Source organism: Verrucosispora sp. WMMC514, from assembly GCF_027497295.1.
GTDB lineage: Bacteria > Actinomycetota > Actinomycetes > Mycobacteriales > Micromonosporaceae > Micromonospora > Micromonospora palythoicola.
The window spans coordinates 3,138,674-3,155,227 of record NZ_CP114906.1 but is presented as its reverse complement, the minus strand read 5'-3'; the positions used below and the strand labels follow the sequence as shown (position 1 = coordinate 3,155,227).

The window sequence follows — 16,554 nt, the reverse complement described above, 5'->3', positions numbered from 1 at the left end:
TTATAGAGGTGGCAAATACCCCCAGGGGGTATATGGTGAGGGTCGGGAGGCGATGACATGTCCCACGGCGACACCCAGCACCACCCGAAACAGCACGGGCACGGCGGGCACGACAAGCACGCCGGGCACGATCCGGCGGCGTTCCGCCGCAAGTTCTGGCTCAGCCTGGCGCTGACCGTGCCGATCGTGGCCACCAGCCACATGGTGATGGACTGGCTCGGCTACGAACTCGACTTTTCCGGAATCGGTCTGGTCGGGCCGGTGCTCGGCACGGTGGTCTTCGGCTACGGCGGCTGGCCCTTCCTCCAAGGGGCGGTGCGCGAGGTCCGGGACCGGGCGCCGGGCATGATGCTGCTGATCGCGATGGCGATCACGGTCGCCTACGTGGCGTCGCTGGCCACCTCGTTCGGCGCCTTCGACCTGGACTTCTGGTGGGAACTCGCGGCGCTGGTGACCATCATGCTGCTCGGTCACTGGCAGGAGATGAAGGCGATCGGCCAGGCCCGGGGTGCCCTGTCGGCGCTCGCCGCGCTGCTGCCAGACGACGCCGAGCGGCTCGACTCGGACGGGGCACCGCAACGGGTGCCGGTGACCGAACTGGGCGTCGGTGACGTGGTCCTGGTCCGTCCGGGTGCTCGGGTGCCGGCCGACGGCACCGTGGTCGACGGTCGCGCCGAGATGGACGAGTCGATGATCACGGGTGAGTCCCGGCCGGTGGCCCGCTCCACCGGCGACCGGGTGGTGGCCGGCACGGTGGCCACCGACGCGGCGCTACGGGTGCGCATCGAGGCGGTCGGGGAGGACACCGCGCTGGCCGGCATCCAACGGCTGGTGAGCGAGGCCCAGCAGTCCAGCGGCCGGGCGCAGGTGCTGGCCGACCGGTTCGCCGCCTGGCTGTTCTACATCGCCACCGCGACCGCCGTGCTCACCCTCGCGGTCTGGTCGCTGCTCGGCAATGTGGACCAAGCGGTCGTACGGACGGTGACCGTGCTGGTCATCGCCTGCCCGCACGCGCTCGGGCTGGCCATTCCGCTGGTCATCGCGCTGTCCACGGCGGTCGCCACGAAGGGCGGAATCCTGGTCAAGGACCGGTTGGCCCTGGAGCGGATGCGCACGGTCGACACGGTGCTGTTCGACAAGACCGGCACCCTGACCCGGGGCGAGCACGTCCTCACCGACGTCGCCGCCACCAGTGGCTCGACCGAACGGGAGGTACTCGCCATCGCGGCGGCGGTGGAGGCCGACAGCGAGCACCCCCTCGCCCGGGCGATCGTGACCGCCGCCGCCGACCAGGACCACCGGCGGGTGGCCACCGGCTTCCACTCGATGACCGGCCGTGGGGTACGCGCCGAGGTGGACGGGGTGACCTACGCCGTCGGCGGCCCGGCGCTGCTACGGGAACTCGACGTCGCCGTGCCGGACGACCTCGACGAGCAGCGGCACGACTGGTCACGTCGCGGCGCGGCAGTGCTCTACCTGCTGCGGCTCCACGACGACCACGCTGGCGTCCTCGGTGCCCTCGCGTTGGCCGACCAGGTTCGACCGGAGGCCCGGCAGGCCATCGCCGACCTTCGGGAGCAGGGCATCCGGAAGATCGTGATGATCACCGGGGACGCGCGGCCGGTCGCCGAGGCGGTCGCCGCCGACCTCGGATTCCGTACCGGGGAGGACGAGGTCTTCGCCGAGGTGCTACCGGCGGAGAAGGACGACACCGTGACGGGACTGCAGCGGCGCGGGCTGCGGGTCGCCATGGTGGGCGACGGGGTCAACGACGCACCTGCCCTGGCCCGGGCGAACGTGGGCATCGCGATCGGCGCCGGCACCGACGTGGCCATCGAGTCCGCCGGAGTGGTGCTCGCCTCCTCCGACCCGCGCGGCGTGAGCGGCGTGATCCGGTTGTCCCGGGCCACCTACCGGAAGATGCTCCAGAACCTGGCCTGGGCCGCCGGCTACAACGTGGTCGCGCTGCCACTCGCCGCCGGGGTCCTGGCCTGGGCCGGCGTGGCGCTGAGCCCGGCGGTCGCCGCCGTGTTGATGTCGGCCTCCACCATCGTGGTCGCGCTCAACGCCCAACTGCTGCGCCGGGTCGAGTTGCGCGCAGCGGATTGAACACCGAACAGGGCAGCTTCGTACAAGACCCCGGCACGGCGGCCGGCCCAGACTCGGCAACATGGAAACCACCACCGAGCCCGTACGCTTCGACACCAGGATCGCAGTCCTGCTCCGCGACGACCTGCCGACCTGGCAGCGACTGAACATGACCGCGTTCCTGGTCAGCGGCATCGGTCAGGCCGTGCCCGAGGTGATCGGCCAGCCGTACGCCGACGCCGACGACACGCCCTACCTGCCCATGTTCCGGCAGCCGGTGCTGGTGTTCGCCGGTACGAAGGAGACGGTGACCGCCGCCCACCAGCGCGCCGTGGCCCGTGGGCTGCCGCTGGCCGTCTTCACCTCGGACCTGTTCCGGACCGGCAACGACCGGGACAACCGGGCGGCCGTGCGCGCCGTCGGCCGCGACCACCTCGACCTCACCGGGCTGGCCGTGTACGGCCCGAAGAACGTGGTGGACAAGATCTTCAAGGGTGCCCGGATGCACCCGTGACCCCGCGATTGCGGGTGTACTGACCGGGATTGAAGCCGAGGATCCGCTTGAAGTGCCGACTCAGATGCGGCTGGTCGTGGAAGCCGGCCGTGGCGGCCGCCTCCCGGGGCGGTACCCCCTCGCGCAGCAGTCGACGGGCCAGGTCCACCCGTCGGGAGATCAGATACTGGTGCGGACCGATACCGAAGGCCGTGGAGAAGGCCCGCACGAGGTGGGTCGGATGGGCGTGTAGCAGACCGGCGGCCTCCGCCAGGGTCAGTCCCACCACGAAGCGCTCGTCGAGCAGGTCACGTAGCCGCCGGGCGATCCGTGGATCCCGCAGCGCCGTGACCACGGGCGTGCGGCGGGCAAGTCGCACCCGCAGCCGCTCGACAACGAGTGCGAGATGCACCTCGGCGGCGAACTCGTCACCCGCCTCGGCCAGCCGCGCGTGCAGCAGATCGATCCGCCGCCGCAGGGCTTCGTCGTCGAAGGTCGGCCGGTCCACCGCCCGACCGGCCAGGCGATCGTCGAACTGCCCGGGGTCGAGATAGAGCACCCGCTTGCGGAACCCCTGCGCGGTGGCCGGTGAGCCGTTGTGCGGCACGTTCGGCGGCAACAGCGTGACCACCCGCCGGAATGCGCCGTGCTCGTGGCGATCCAGGTCGTACCGGACGACTCCCTCGTCGACCACGAGCAGCGCCCAGCTGTCATGGGTGTGCATCGGGTAGGCGTGGTCGGTGAACCGCGCGTGCAGCACCTCGGTGATCCCGTCGATCGCGGGGGACCACGCCCGTACCTGCTGTCGCCGGGACACGGCGAAACTGTAGCCGCTCCGCCACCGGCCACCACCAGAGCGCAAGTGACCAGGGCAACTGCCGCTGGCGGAACTTCCGGGCCGCACCGGACGACAAACCTCATGACATCGATCTTCGAGGGGAACGTCATGCCCATCGTCCTGTCCCGTCGGGCCCTGCGCCCAGCTGTCCTGTTCACCGGGGCCGCACTCATCGTTTCCCTGGCCGCCTGCGCGTCGTCCGGGGAGTCGTCGACCACCCCGACGCCGTCCGCCAGCGCGTCCACCGTCGAGGCCGGCGCGCTGGGCGTACGCGATCCGTGGGTGAAGGCCGCCGACGAGGGGATGACGGCGGCGTTCGCCACGCTCGTCAACGACAGCGACACCGACGTCACGATCACCGGTGCCGCCAGCGAGGTGTCGCCGATGGAGCTGCACGAGATGGCGATGGCGGACGGGAAGATGGTGATGCGGGCCAAGCAGGATGGCGTGGTAATCAAGGCGAAGAGCGAGTACAAGCTGGAACCGGGCGGCGACCACCTGATGTTGATGGACCTCGCCAAGCCGGTCCGGGCCGGTGACGAGCTGACCTTCACGCTCACCTTCGCCGACGGGCGGACCCAGACGTTCCGCGCGGTCGCCAAGCCGTTCACCGGAGCGCAGGAGAGCTACGCCCCTGGGCATGGCGAGCCGATGCCGGACATGCCGACGAGCCACAGCCCGGCACCGTGAGGCCCATCAGCCGGCCGGTGAGCCGGCGCGGCCTGCTCACCGGCGGCGCGCTGGCGGCCGGTGGCACGGTGGTCGGGGCCGCCGCGGTGGCCGCCGCCCGCGGCGAGCCGGCGGGACGTCCGCCGGAGCGGACGCCGGTGGCGGAGGTCGGCGAGGCGGTCGAACCGTTCCACGGCGTACGGCAGGCGGGGATCGTCGACGAGCCGCAGGCACATGCCGCGTTCGTCGCCTTCACCCTGCGCCCCGGCACCGACCGGGCCGGCCTCGGGCGGCTGTTGCGACTGCTCTCCGACGACGCCGCCCGTCTCACCCAGGGCCGACCCGCGCTCGCCGACACCGAACCCGAGCTGGGGCTGCTGCCGGCCCGACTCACGGTCACCTTCGGTTTCGGCCCGGGCCTGTACGCCGCCGCCGGTCTCGACGACCGCCGCCCGCCCTCGGTGGTCGACCTGCCCGCGTTCCGCATCGACCGGCTGCAACCCCGCTGGTCCGGTGGGGACCTGCTGGTGCAGATCTGCGCCGACGACCCGATCACCGTGGCACACGCCCAGCGGGTCCTGGTCAAGGACAGCCGGCCCTTCGCCACCGTGCGCTGGGTCCAGCAGGGCTTCCGGCGGGCGGCCGGCGCCGAGCCGGGCCGGACCCAACGCAACCTCTTCGGCCAACTCGACGGCACCGCCAACCCGAAGCCCGGCGTACCGGTGGAGACGGCGGTCTGGGTCGCCGACGGGCCGGACTGGCTGCGTGACAGCACCACCCTGGTGGTGCGGCGGATCAGCATGAACCTGGAGACGTGGGACCTGCTCGGTCGCACCGACCGGGAACTGGCCGTGGGGCGGCGGCTGGACACCGGTGCCCCGCTGACCGGCACACGCGAACACGACGAGCCCGACTTCGCCGCCCTCGGCGCCGACGGGCTCACGGTCATCCCGGACTTCTCCCACCTCACCCGGGCGCACGTCACCGACGACCGGTTCCGGATCCTGCGCCGTCCCTACAACTACGACGGCGTGCCCGCCGCCGACGGAACGGCGGACAGTGGGCTGATCTTCGCGGCGTACCAGGCCGACATCGCCACCCAGTTCCTGCCCATCCAGCGGCGGCTCGCCGAGCGTGATCTGCTCAACGAGTGGACCACCCCGATCGGCTCCGCCGTCTTCGCCGTCCCGCCCGGCTGCCCGGAAGGTGGTTGGGTCGGTCAGCAACTGCTCGACTGACGAGGAGAATGACCGTCATGTCCCGCCACCCGCATCGGCCCCTCGCCGCCGCCCTCGCCGCCGCGCTGGCCGCCACCGCTCTGCTGCTCGGGCCGGTCTCCCCGGCGTACGCCCACAACGTGCTGCGCAAGGCCACTCCCGCACAGGACGCCACGCTGAAGAAGGCACCGACCAGGATCACCCTGGAGTTCCTGCAGAAGCTGAACCCGTCGTTCACCACGATCACCCTCAGCGACGCCGACAAGCAGCAGGTGACCACCGGCGAGCCGGAGGTCAGCGGCACCAAGGGCACGGTCACCATCGAGCCGCCGCTGGCCAACGGCGTCTACACCGTCGCGTACCGGGTGGTCTCCAGAGACGGACATCCGGTGCAGGGGTCGTACACATTCACCGTCGCCGACCCGACGGCCACCGCCGAACCGAGCCCCAGCCCGCCGACGAGCGAGCCGGCACCGACCCCGTCGGCGACCCCGAGCGCCGAACCGACCGCCTCGACCAGTCCGGTCGCGAGTGACTCCTCCGACGGTCCCGGCACGACGGCACTGCTGGCCGGCGGCGGGATCGTGCTGGCCCTGGTGGCCGCCGCGGCGGTGCTCCTGCTGCGACGCCGGTCCGCCGCCGGAGGCGACCCGGCGCGGTGAGCCCTACCGGAGGCGACCCGGCACGGTGAGGCCGCACCGGGCCTATCGGAGGCGACCCGGGCGGGCTCAGCGCAGCAGCACCGGTCCGGCGTCGATCCGGGTCCGGAACAGCGCGTACGGCTTGCGGCGTAGATCCCGGCCCCGCTGGAAACTCGGCTGCCGGTGCAACTGGTTCGCGGTGACGTAGAGGTGCCCGTCCACCGCCACCGACAGGGTGTCCGGCCAGAGCAGCCGAGGGTCGTGGACGACCGTCTCGTACTCGCCGTCCGGACGTCGCCGCAGCACCGCGTTGTGCTCGTACGCGGTGAGGTAGATCCGCCCGGCGTCGTCGGCCTCCAGGCCGTCGGAGCCGGTGCCCTTGTCGCCCTCGTGGATCACCGTCGCGGCGACCTCGTCCGCGCTGGCCGAGACGTCGGCGAGCCCGTCGGTGGCGATGCTGTACCACTGGCGCGAGGCCAACGGACAGTAGTGCAGCCGGGCACCGTCGGCGGAGATGGCTATCCCGTCCGCGCCGATCGTCAACGGACCCGGCGGCCCGTCGGCCGGTCGTTGCAGCAGCGGCCTGCCCTCCACCACCGGCCGGAAACGGGACAGTGGCTCCGCCTTGGTCGACCGATGGTCGTGCAGCCGTCGCCAGGAGGTCCCGGTGGCCAGGTCGACCACGATGATCCCGTTCGGCCCGGCGACCGCGGAGTCGGTGAGGTACGCGAGGCCCGCCGCGCCGCGCCGCAGGTCGAAGCGCACGTCGTTGAGGTACGTGGTGGGCAGCGCCACGTCCGGCGGAAAGGTGATCACCTGGGCGACGGTGTCGCTGCCCAGGTCGATCCGGACCAGTTTGGGGCCGCCCGGTCGCGTCGGTTGGAACATCGGGCTGCCGGTGTCGAGCACCCAGAGCCGGTCGACGGGGTCCACCACGACGCTCTGCACCGAGACGAAGGCACCCGGGTCGTCGTCGCCGGCCGGCCGGTTCCACCGCTCGTCCGGGTACGGCACCTCGGCGCCGTCGCGCAGCTCGACCACGGTGGCGGGCACCTCGTCGCCCCAGCGGGGAAAGTTGACGAAGATCCGGCCGGTGTGCGACACGCTGACGCCGGTGGGCATGGGCCCGGTGAAGGCGTGCACCAGTTCCAGCTCGCCGACGGGCTCGTCGGACACGGGCTCGCTCATCCGCTGCTCCTGCCGTCGGGTCACGTTTCGCCCGACCCGTGCCCGGGTCTCACCGGACGCGACCGGTGCAATCCCCGTTCCCGTCGTCGGACGAGGCAAACGTGACCGTGCGGCTGCTCCGCCCGGCCTGCGGGGCCGGGGGTCAGCCGGCGGCCGGGTGCGGACGTTGCCGGGGCGCGGGTGGGCGGTCCGTGTCCGCGTAGCCGGCGGCCTGGAGGGTGAACAGGTCGGCGTACCGACCACCGGCGGCGACGAGTTCGTCGTGGGTGCCCTGCTCGATCAGACGACCGTGATGCAGCACGAAGATCCGGTCGGCGTGCCGGACGTTGGCCAGCCGGTGCGTGATCAGGATGGTGGTGGCCCGGCCGCGCCGGTCGCGGATGGCCTGGAACAGCGCGTCCTCGGCCCGCGGATCGAGTGCCGAGGACGGCTCGTCCATCACCAGCAGCTCGGCGTCGCGGAGGAAACCACGAGCAGCGGTGATCCGCTGCCACTGGCCGCCGGAGAGGTCCTGCCCCTTGGCGAACGTGCGGTCGAGCAGCGTCTCGTACCCGTGCGGCAGCTCGCGGATCATCTCGTCGGCGACCGCCCGGGCGGCGGCGGCCTCGATCCGGTCCTGCCGGGCCTCGGTGTCGATGTCCCCGATGGCGATGTTCGTGGCGGCGGTGAACGGCCACTTGTGGTACTCCTGGGTGACCACGGCGATGCGACCACGCAGCTCGTCGCGGTCCAGCTCGGACAGGGGCCGCCCGTTCCAACGGATCACCCCGTCGCTGGGCGTGCGCAGGGCCGCGATCATCGCGGCCAGGCTGCTCTTGCCGGAACCGTTCTCCCCGACGAAGGCCACCGTCTGCCCCGCCTCCACGGTCAACGTCACACGATCCACCGCCGGGACGTCGCGATCCGGGTAACGCAGGCTCACCGCCTCCACGGTCAGCACCCGCAGCCGGTCGGGTGCCGTCACCACCGCCTGCTCCGGCAGGTAGGTGGCGGCGCGGGTCATGAACCCCGTGTAGTCGCGGAAGTGCTGGCCCTCGGTGTAGACGCGGTCCATCTGGAAGGTCACCACGCCCAGCGAACGTTGCGCCGCCTGCACCGCGATCACACAGGTCGCCGCCGCCGCGAGCGGGATCTGCCCGTCGATGAGCAGCAGGCCGAGCAGCACGTAGACCACGGCGGTGGCGACGCCCCCGATCATCGAGCCCACCGTGACCGTCGTGGTCACCCGACGCGCCAGGGCCAGCTCGATGTCGGTCTCCACCGCCATCACCCGGTCGTACTGGTCCAGCAGGAACCGGCGCAGTCCGTACGAGCGCAGTTCCGGTGCCGACGCCCGTTCGGCCATCAGCCGGTGCAGCAACCACATCCGACGTCGCCGCACCGAGCCGGCGATGTAGGTCTGGTACCGCAGGTGCCCTGCCCGCAGCGACGCCCACGCGTTCGGCACGGTCGCGACCAGCAGCGCCGGCAGCAGCAGCGGATGGATCACCACGACGGCCACGGTCACCGCGACCACCCCCACCAGACCAGCGAGCAGGTTCATCGAGGCGGGCACCAGATCCACGGCGGAGTCGGTGCCCCGGGAGGCCCGCTCCATGTCGTCGGCGAAGGCGTCCGCGTCGAAGGCCTCCAGTCGCACGGCCGTGGTCACCTCGAACAGCCCGCGCTCCACCTCCCGGCTGACCCTGGGCGTCAACCCGTTCAGCGCGTAACCGGTGGCGATCGCCATGCCGGAGCGCGTCGCCGTCGCGGCGGCCAGCACCGCGAGCGCCGGCAGCGCGGCCACCACCTTCTCCCCGGTCGGCCCACCGGCGAACAACTCGACCAGCACCCGCTGCGTCGCGAGCAGCCCGAACGCCGACATCACGCCGGCACCGACCGTCGCCACGGCGACCACCGAGGTGCGCAGCCGGTCGGCCCGCCAGCTGATCCGCAGGGCCGCCCAGATCAGCCGGGGCAGTTCGGCGAAGACGGCGAGCAGACCGGCCTGCGTCCGCGCCCGCATGCCCGTCTCCCACCACATTGCCCGCATCTCGGGGAGCACCGACTCCCCGGCCGTCGACCCGGCCTGCTCCGCTCGGTCACGACGCCGGGTCGACGTGGCGGCCATGGCACACCTCCTGGTCGGGGACACGTGGCCGCCGTCTTCCGGCCGGACGGTGGCACCGTGGCACGGAGCGGGACGGCCGCCAGTCGTAGCCGGGAGCATTCGACCAGCTACCTATAGTCACCGTCGATGCGACCGAGGTCCAGCCCTGTCGGCGCGCCGACCCGCCCGGCCGGTCCGGCCACCGTCCCTCGGCGAACTCCGGCAGTCGGCGGACATGCTCCGCGACGTCAGGCACCGCGCGGGGCGTACATGATGACGGCGACGCCGAGCAGGCAGATCGCGGCGCCGGTGAGGTCCCAGCGGTCCGGACGGAAGCCGTCGAAGATCATCCCCCAGGCCAGCGAGCCGGCGACGAAGACCCCGCCGTACGCGGCCAGGATGCGGCCGAAGTTCGGGTCGGGCTGGAAGGTGGCGACGAAGCCGTACGCGCCGAGGGCGAGCACCCCGGCGGCGACGAACCACAGCCCCCGGTGCTCCCGCCAACCCTGCCACACCAGCCAGGCTCCGCCGATCTCGGCGATCGCGGCCAGGGCGAACAGCAGGACGGAACGCAGCACGGTCACCCGCCGCACCCTACCGCCGCCGGCCGGCCACACCCCGGGTGACGTGCGGCGAGCGGCGTTATCCTCGGCACAAGGTGCCCGTTGAAGGCGCCCGGTGACGGTGGGGCCCGCCACCGGACCGTGCGGGACAACCGCGGCACCCGCCGCCAACGGTCCCTGCCAGGGTCCACGCGTACTGGTAGGGGGTGACCGTGGGAGCGCAGCGTCCACCCGTCGATCCGGATGTCGATCTCAGTGTTCCGCGTCAACGCGCGGAACTGCGGGGCGGGACGACCAGCCTGCTCGCCGCGATCGCCGTCGGCGGGATGGTCGGCGCGCTGGCACGATACGGGCTGACGGTGACCTTCCCGCACGCGCCGCGCGGCTTTCCCTGGGCCACCTTCGCCGTCAACGTCTCCGGCTGTCTGCTCATCGGGGCGCTGATGGTGCTGATCACCGAGGCTTGGACCGCGCACCGACTGGTCCGGCCCTTCCTCGGCGTCGGCGTGCTCGGTGGCTTCACGACCTTCTCGACGTACGCGGTCGAGGTGCAGCAGGCGGTGGCGGCCGGCGCGGCGCGCACCGGCCTGCTGTATCTCGCCGGTACCCTCGTCGCCGCCCTCGTGGCCGTCCGGCTGGGCGTGACCCTGACCCGGCTCGCGACCGGCGTGGACCGGAACCGGAGCGCCGGATGACCGTCCTCCTGGTGGCGCTCGGCGCCGCTGTCGGCGCGCCACTGCGCTACCTCGTGGACCGGGCGGTGCAGGCACGTCACGACTCCGTCTTTCCGTGGGGCACCTTCGTGGTCAACGTGGTCGGCTCGCTGCTGCTGGGTGTCCTGATCGGTGGGGCGGGCGCGGTGCCCGGTTCCCTGGTCGCCCTGCTCGGCGTCGGGCTGTGCGGTGCGCTGACCACCTACTCGACCTTCGGCTACGAGACGGTCCGGCTCTTCGAGGACGGCGCCCGTCTCCCCGCGCTGCTCAACGCCGTCGTCAGCGTCGTCGCCGCGCTCGGTGCCGCGTTCCTCGGGGTCACCCTCGCCGAGGCGATGTGGGCCTGACCCGGGGCGGTCTCGCGATGGCGGGGAGCGTGCCGGTGAACCGTTCAGCCGAGATTGTGGCGCAGTCGCTTGTCGACGGCGACCACGACCGCGGAGACCGCCCCGACGGCCAGGATGCGCAACCACACGTCAGGCCCGATCGGTGCCGTGCCGAAGATCGCGTTCATCGGTGGCAGGTACGTGATGGCGAGTTGACAGAGAGCCTGCGCGGCGACGCCGAGCAACAGCAGGCGGTTGGTGAAGAAGCCGAGCCGCCAGGCCGAACGGGTCAGTGACCGGCAGCTGAACAGGTAGAACGTCTCGACCACGACGAAGACGTTCATGGCAGCGGTGCGCGCTTGCGCGACGTCGGCGCCGTTGGACCGCTCCCACTGGAACACCCACCACGCGCCGGCCACCAGCAGCGCGGCCACCAGCAGGATCCGCAGCACCAGCGCACCGGTCAGCAGCGGCCGGGCCGGGTCGCGGGGCGGCCGACGCATGATGCCGCGTTCCTTCGGCTCGAAGGCCAGCATCAGGCCGAGCAGGACGGCGGTGGTCATGTTGATCCAGAGGATCTGGGTGGGCAGCAGCGGCAGGGTGGCCCCCAACACGATGGCGACCAGCACCACCAGCCCTTCGCCGAGATTCGTCGGCAGCGTCCAGACGATGAACTTGGTGATGTTGTCGAAGACCCCCCGACCCTCCTCCACCGCGGCCTCGATGGTGGCGAAGTCATCATCGGTCAGGACCATGTCGGCCGCCTCCTTGGCCACCTCGGTCCCGGAGCGGGCCATGGCGATGCCGATGTTCGCCTGCCGCAACGCGGGGGCGTCGTTGACCCCGTCGCCGGTCACCGCGACCACGTGGCCGCGTTGCTGCAGCGTCTCGACCAGCCGGAGTTTCTGTTCCGGGGAGACCCGGGCGAAGACGGCGGCCCGGTCCACCGCCTCGGCGAACCTCTCGGCGGGCAACTCGTCGAGATCCGTGCCGGTGACCACCCGGTCCGGCCGGTCGGCGTCGAGCAGCCCGAGCTGGCCGGCGATGGCGCCGGCCGTCGCCGCATGATCCCCTGTGATCATCTTGACGTCGATGCCCGCCGAGTGGCAGGCCCGTACCGCCGGGGCCGCCGCGCGGCGGGGCGGGTCGAGCATCGCCTGCAACCCGGTGAGGACCAGGGTGCCGGGCAGCGCCACCTCGTCGAAGCCGTCGTCCGGGCCGTCCGGGGGTCGTACGGCGGTGGCCAGCACCCGTAGCCCCTGGCCAGCCAGCTCCTCGGCGGCCCGCAGGGCGGCCCCGGCGCGGAGCGGCCGGATCTGCCCGTCGGCGCCCATCTCACCCCGACACATCGACACGATGCGCTCGACGCCGCCCTTGGCCAGGATCACCGTACGGCCCGTGGCGCGCTCGTCGTGCAACGTCGCCATGTACTGCCGCTTCGAGTCGAAGGGGATGGTGTCCCGGCGCGGATAGTCCGCCGACAGCCGACCGTGATCGATCCCGACCTTGGCCGCGACCACCTGCATCGCGCCCTCGGTCGGATCGCCGGCCAGCAGCCACTCGCCGTCCTGCTCGCGTACCCGTGCGTCGTTGCATCCGGCACCGGCCAGCAGGGACCAGCGCAGTGCCTCGCCGCCCCGGCCGTCGTCGCGGACCTCCCCGTCCGGCCGGTAGCCGGACCCGGTCACCTCGAATCCGGCGTCCGGGGTCCACAGCGCGCGGACCGTCATCTGGTTCTCGGTGAGGGTTCCGGTCTTGTCGGAGCACACGACGGTCGTGCTGCCGAGCGTCTCGATCGCCGGCAGCCGACGGAGCACCGCCCGCCGACGGGCCATCCGGGTCACCCCGATGGCCAGGGTGATGGTGACCGCCGCCGGCAGTCCCTCCGGGATCGCACCGACGGCGAGCGCCACGGCCGCCGTGAAGGTCTCGACCGCGTCCTGACCACGGAGCAGGCCGACCGCGAACGTCACCGCCGCGAGCACCAGGATGATCACGGTCAGCACCTTGCTGAACCGGGCCAGCTTGCGGGTCAGCGGGGTGGCGAGCGCCTCCGCGGTGCCGACCAGACGGTGGATCTGGCCGAGCTCGGTCTCGGCTCCGGTGGCCACCGCGATACCGGCACCGCCGCCCGCCGCGATGAGCGTGCCCGACCAGACCATGTTGCGCCGGTCGGCCACCGGGGTGCCCACCGGCAGTTCCGCCTCCAGCTTGTCCACCGGAACGGACTCACCGGTAAGCGCCGACTCGTCGACCCGCAGTTCGGCCAGCCGGACCAACCGCAGATCCACCGGCACCTTGTCGCCCGCCTCCAGCACCACCAGGTCACCGGGGACCAGGTCGTCGGAGGAGATCGCCCGCAGCTCACCGTCGCGGATCACGCGCGCCTCGGTACGCACCATCGAGCGCAGACTGTCCAGGGCCGCCTCGGCCCGCGACTCCTGGGCGTACCCGATCGCGGCGTTGATCAGCACCACCGCGAAGATCACCGCGGAGTCGACGTACTCCCCGAGGACCGCGGTGACCACGCCGGCCGCGATCAACACGTAGATCAGCGGGTTGTGGAACTGCCGCAGGATCCGGCGCAGCAGCCCGTCACCGCCGGCGGCGGGCAGCACGTTGGGCCCGTAGCGTTCCAGCCGCCGGGCGGCCTCGGCATCGCTGAGGCCACGCTGCGGATCCGTCTCCAGCAGCAGCACCACCTCGTGGGTGGACATGCCGTGGTGTTCGTTGGACCGCGACGTCCCCGCTGGCTGTTCGAGCGTCACCGTCACCCCGCCGACGATCAGAAGACCGGATCCGCGACCGCCGGCCCGGGTCGCCGCCCGCGTACCGACGGCCGGCCGGACGCCGCGCCCACCATCTTCCGGGACGGACTCCGTCCGGCAGGCCGGAACGCCCGATCACGCACCGCCGGCCGGCGTCGTTCAGTCGGCGGACCGCTCGGCCGGCTCGGGGCGCCCTCCGGTGTGCTCGGCCACGTCGGGCTCGAGAAGCCGTCGCAGGGCGGCGATCTCGGCGCGCAGGGCCGCCACGTCGTCGCCGGTGACCTCCGCCGGCTTGTCGGCGGAGGCCGACACGCGGTCGACGATCCAGGTCGCCAGCGACCCCGTGACGAAACCGATCAGGCCGATCCCACCGATCATCAGACCGAGGGCGACGAATCGGCCCGCGGTGGTCACCGGATAGAAGTCGCCGTAGCCGACGGTGGTGATGGTGACCGTCGACCACCACAGCGCGTCGTCGAAGGCGGTGATGTTGGCGTCCGGTGCGAGTCGTTCGGCGTCCAGCACGGCCAGCGCGGAGACCAGCACCAGCAGCGCCGTGGTGGCGGCGACGTAGACGGCCAGCCGGCCGCGCGCCCACACCTCGGTGCGGCGGTTGATGGTCAGCACCACCATGACCAGCCGTACCGCGCGTAGTGGTCGCAGCATCGGCAACGTCAGCACCACCAGGTCGAACAGGTGCTCCCGGAGGAACCTCCGCCGGTCCGGGGCCAGCCGCAGCCGCACGAGGATGTCGGCCCAGAACAGCACCCAGACGACGACCGTCGTGGCGGCGCAGGCCGTCCGCCACTGCGGACTGAGGCCCGGGTCGAGGATCGGTACCGCGTACACCACCAGGAACACCACCGACAGTACGGTGAGCGGTGCGGCGCTGACCCGCTCCCACGCCTGCAGTCGATCGGTCTGCGGTGCTGTCCCGCCGCTCATGAGCCGGCTCCCGTCTGCTCCGTCGTCGTACGCGTGACCGGGCCATGGTCGCGTAGTCGAGCACCGGTCCCCACAGGTGGTCCGCGGATCGTCCGGGCAGTGCGTCACCGTCACGCTCGGCATTCGTTGGCTGGTCACCCGGTAACGTGAGCGCGGGGACACACCGTGGCACGGGTTGCCGCCCGGCTGGTAGAGCCGGGCGTGCCGGCTGTGCGACCCGTGGGGGCGGGTGTCGGCGTCGTACCCCGCACCGGGCGCGAGCGTGAGGGAGCGGAAGCATGGGTCGACTGTGGCTGGGACGGGTTCCGGGATGACCCTGCAACAGGTCTACCTGCTGATGATCGCCGCAGCGGCGACGGTGCTGGTCAGCGTCACGGCCGCCCGGCTGGCCACCCGGGTCGGCGTGCCGATGCTGCTGGCGTACCTCGGCATCGGGCTGCTGCTCGGCGAGAACGGGCTCGGTCTTCGCTTCGACGACGCCGCCATGGCGCAGGCCCTGGGCACGGCGGCGCTCGCGGTGATCCTGGTGGAGGGTGGCCTGACCACCCGGTTCTCCGACATCCGGCCGGTGCTGGCGCCGGCGACCGCGCTCGCCACCGCCGGGGTGCTGATAAGCGTCGGGGTCACCGCCCTCGGCGCGCACCTGCTGCTCGACGTCTCGTGGCAGTTGGCCCTGCTGCTCGGCGCCGTGGTGTCGTCCACGGACGCGGCGGCGGTCTTCTCGGTGCTGCGTACCCTGCCGCTGCCCCGGCGGCTGGCCGGGCTGGTCGAGGCCGAGTCGGGGCTCAACGACGCGCCCACCGTCATCCTGGTCCTCGCCCTGAGCGCCACCGGGCTGACCGTCACCAGTCCGCTGGAACTGCTGGTCCAGATGATCTATCAGCTCGGCGTCGGTGGCGCGATCGGCATCGTGATCGGCATCGCCGGAGTGTGGTTCCTGCGCCGGCTCACCCTGCCCGCCTCCGGCCTCTACCCGATCGCCACCTTCTCCTGCGGCATCCTGGCCTTCGCCGCCGCGGGGCTCGCCCAGGCCAGTGGTTTCCTCGCCGCGTACCTGGCCGCGTTGCTCCTGGGCAACGCCCGGCTGGCGCACCGCCGGGCCACCGTGTCGGTGGCCGAGGGACTCGGCTGGATCGCGCAGATCGGCCTGTTCGTCATGCTCGGCCTGTTGGCCAACCCCAGCGAGCTGCCCGCCGCGATCCTGCCCGCCCTCGCCGTCGGCCTGGTGCTGCTGCTGCTCGCCCGGCCGATGTCGGTGCTGATCACCCTGCTGCCGTTCCGGATCCCGCTCCGCGAACAGGTGCTGCTGTCCTGGGCCGGCCTGCGCGGTGCCGTACCCATCGTGCTGGCCACCATCCCCGTCGTGGCCGGGGTCGGTGGCAGCGGGCAGCTGTTCAACATCGTGTTCGTGCTGGTGGTGGTGTTCACGCTGGTCCAGGCTCCGACGCTGCCGTGGCTGGCCAAGCGACTGCGGCTCAGCTCGGCCGGGATCGGCCCGGACCTTCAGGTCGAGTCCGCACCGCTGGACGCCATCGACGCGGACCTGCTGCACCTCACCGTCGAGGCCGAATCCCGGATGCACGGCGTGCACATCCGCGAACTGCGGCTGCCGCCGCCGGCCGCGATCACCCTGGTGGTCCGCGACGGCACCGCCTTCGTACCCGAGCCGGACACCCGACTACGCCGTGGTGACCAGTTGCTCGTGGTCACCACGCCACATGTCCGGGACCGTGCGGAACGTCGGCTGCGGGCGGTCGCCCGGGCCGGCCGGCTGGCCCACTGGCGCGGCGAGACCGGTGACCCGGAGCGGCCGGCCAGGACTCGGCGCCACCCGGACGTCCCCACGGCTCCCCTGCCTCCGGCACCACCGCCGGACACCGGTGACGAAGCACCGCCGGTCCTCGTCCGGTCGGCCGGCTGATCGGCCGCCGGCCGTCCGGTCAGGGCATTGACACAGGCCCTACGGTGAGGCTGGTGTGCCGGGAAGCCTGGTCGGCGGTCGTGTCCCTCATCCCA

Annotated in this window: 14 protein-coding genes; 8 read left to right on the top strand and 6 right to left on the bottom strand. The window is 72.2% G+C overall.

Going from position 1 to position 16,554, the window contains the following annotated elements:
- Positions 1 to 57: 57 nt before the first annotated feature.
- Positions 58 to 2,109 (top strand): copper-translocating P-type ATPase, encoded by a 2,052-nt coding sequence (locus O7597_RS14280; protein ID WP_281582927.1) that lies wholly within the window; start codon positions 58 to 60, stop codon positions 2,107 to 2,109.
- A 61-nt stretch (positions 2,110 to 2,170) separates the two neighbouring features.
- On the top strand, positions 2,171 to 2,602 hold the full coding sequence (locus O7597_RS14275; protein ID WP_281582926.1) for a DUF2000 domain-containing protein: 432 nt from the start codon (positions 2,171 to 2,173) through the stop codon (positions 2,600 to 2,602).
- On the opposite strand, the gene O7597_RS14270 is transcribed toward O7597_RS14275, so the two are convergent.
- A complete protein-coding gene (locus O7597_RS14270; RefSeq protein ID WP_281582925.1) occupies positions 2,577 to 3,398 on the bottom strand; it encodes an AraC family transcriptional regulator in 822 nt (273 codons plus the stop codon). The two genes, O7597_RS14275 and O7597_RS14270, sit on opposite strands and share 26 nt — an antisense overlap.
- A gap of 129 nt (positions 3,399 to 3,527) precedes the next feature.
- On the opposite strand from O7597_RS14270, the gene O7597_RS14265 reads away from it, so the two are divergent.
- The 3 genes from O7597_RS14265 to O7597_RS14255 are packed head-to-tail and all read left to right on the top strand — an operon-like array spanning position 3,528 to position 5,967.
- Entirely contained in the window at positions 3,528 to 4,109 is a 582-nt protein-coding gene (locus tag O7597_RS14265; protein ID WP_281583253.1) for a copper chaperone PCu(A)C, read from the top strand.
- A 17-nt stretch (positions 4,110 to 4,126) separates the two neighbouring features.
- The gene (locus O7597_RS14260; RefSeq protein WP_269742666.1) at positions 4,127 to 5,326 is read left to right on the top strand and encodes a Dyp-type peroxidase; all 1,200 of its coding nucleotides are present in this window, start codon (positions 4,127 to 4,129) and stop codon (positions 5,324 to 5,326) included.
- 17 nt (positions 5,327 to 5,343) lie between these two features.
- Positions 5,344 to 5,967: a copper resistance CopC family protein gene (locus O7597_RS14255; protein WP_269740136.1), complete on the top strand. Its 624-nt coding sequence runs from the start codon at positions 5,344 to 5,346 to the stop codon at positions 5,965 to 5,967.
- A gap of 66 nt (positions 5,968 to 6,033) precedes the next feature.
- Here the strand turns inward: O7597_RS14255 and O7597_RS14250 are convergent, their stop codons facing one another.
- From O7597_RS14250 to O7597_RS14240, 3 genes are all read right to left on the bottom strand, one after another.
- Positions 6,034 to 7,134 (bottom strand): L-dopachrome tautomerase-related protein, encoded by a 1,101-nt coding sequence (locus tag O7597_RS14250; RefSeq protein WP_269740137.1) that lies wholly within the window; start codon positions 7,132 to 7,134, stop codon positions 6,034 to 6,036.
- Positions 7,135 to 7,276: 142 nt separating this feature from the next.
- A complete protein-coding gene (locus O7597_RS14245) occupies positions 7,277 to 9,244 on the bottom strand; it encodes an ATP-binding cassette domain-containing protein (RefSeq protein ID WP_269740138.1) in 1,968 nt (655 codons plus the stop codon).
- Between the two features lie 227 nt (positions 9,245 to 9,471).
- Positions 9,472 to 9,807: a YnfA family protein gene (locus O7597_RS14240; RefSeq protein WP_164446363.1), complete on the bottom strand. Its 336-nt coding sequence runs from the start codon at positions 9,805 to 9,807 to the stop codon at positions 9,472 to 9,474.
- Positions 9,808 to 9,998: 191 nt separating this feature from the next.
- Here O7597_RS14240 and crcB (O7597_RS14235) point away from each other — a divergent pair, with 191 nt between their 5' ends.
- Together crcB (O7597_RS14235) and crcB (O7597_RS14230) are read left to right on the top strand one after the other, a co-directional pair.
- Positions 9,999 to 10,481, top strand: a complete 483-nt coding sequence (crcB, locus tag O7597_RS14235) for a fluoride efflux transporter CrcB (RefSeq protein WP_269740139.1) — start codon at positions 9,999 to 10,001, stop codon at positions 10,479 to 10,481.
- Positions 10,478 to 10,846, top strand: coding sequence for a fluoride efflux transporter CrcB (crcB, locus tag O7597_RS14230; RefSeq protein WP_269740140.1), 369 nt, complete (start codon positions 10,478 to 10,480; stop codon positions 10,844 to 10,846). The genes crcB (O7597_RS14235) and crcB (O7597_RS14230) overlap by 4 nt, the downstream gene beginning before the upstream one ends.
- 44 nt (positions 10,847 to 10,890) lie before the next feature.
- On the opposite strand, the gene O7597_RS14225 is transcribed toward crcB (O7597_RS14230), so the two are convergent.
- A complete protein-coding gene (locus O7597_RS14225) occupies positions 10,891 to 13,542 on the bottom strand; it encodes an HAD-IC family P-type ATPase (RefSeq protein ID WP_269742667.1) in 2,652 nt (883 codons plus the stop codon).
- Positions 13,543 to 13,752: 210 nt separating this feature from the next.
- Entirely contained in the window at positions 13,753 to 14,538 is a 786-nt protein-coding gene (locus O7597_RS14220; RefSeq protein ID WP_269740141.1) for a potassium channel family protein, read from the bottom strand.
- A 310-nt stretch (positions 14,539 to 14,848) separates the two neighbouring features.
- Here O7597_RS14220 and O7597_RS14215 point away from each other — a divergent pair, with 310 nt between their 5' ends.
- Positions 14,849 to 16,459, top strand: a complete 1,611-nt coding sequence (locus tag O7597_RS14215; protein WP_269740142.1) for a potassium/proton antiporter — start codon at positions 14,849 to 14,851, stop codon at positions 16,457 to 16,459.
- Positions 16,460 to 16,554: the final 95 nt, after the last annotated feature.

Excerpts from the sequence above, each read along its gene's own strand:
- O7597_RS14225 (WP_269742667.1), bottom strand. The coding sequence starts at position 13,542 with ATGTCCACCCACGAGGTGGTGCTGCTGCTGGAGACGGATCCGCAGCGT.
- O7597_RS14280 (WP_281582927.1), top strand. The coding sequence starts at position 58 with ATGTCCCACGGCGACACCCAGCACCACCCGAAACAGCACGGGCACGGC.
- O7597_RS14220 (WP_269740141.1), bottom strand. The coding sequence starts at position 14,538 with ATGAGCGGCGGGACAGCACCGCAGACCGATCGACTGCAGGCGTGGGAG.
- O7597_RS14275 (WP_281582926.1), top strand. The coding sequence starts at position 2,171 with ATGGAAACCACCACCGAGCCCGTACGCTTCGACACCAGGATCGCAGTC.
- O7597_RS14265 (WP_281583253.1), top strand. The coding sequence starts at position 3,528 with ATGCCCATCGTCCTGTCCCGTCGGGCCCTGCGCCCAGCTGTCCTGTTC.
- O7597_RS14250 (WP_269740137.1), bottom strand. The coding sequence starts at position 7,134 with ATGAGCGAGCCCGTGTCCGACGAGCCCGTCGGCGAGCTGGAACTGGTG.
- O7597_RS14255 (WP_269740136.1), top strand. The coding sequence starts at position 5,344 with ATGTCCCGCCACCCGCATCGGCCCCTCGCCGCCGCCCTCGCCGCCGCG.
- crcB (WP_269740140.1), top strand. The coding sequence starts at position 10,478 with ATGACCGTCCTCCTGGTGGCGCTCGGCGCCGCTGTCGGCGCGCCACTG.
- O7597_RS14215 (WP_269740142.1), top strand. The coding sequence starts at position 14,849 with ATGACCCTGCAACAGGTCTACCTGCTGATGATCGCCGCAGCGGCGACG.
- O7597_RS14245 (WP_269740138.1), bottom strand. The coding sequence starts at position 9,244 with ATGGCCGCCACGTCGACCCGGCGTCGTGACCGAGCGGAGCAGGCCGGG.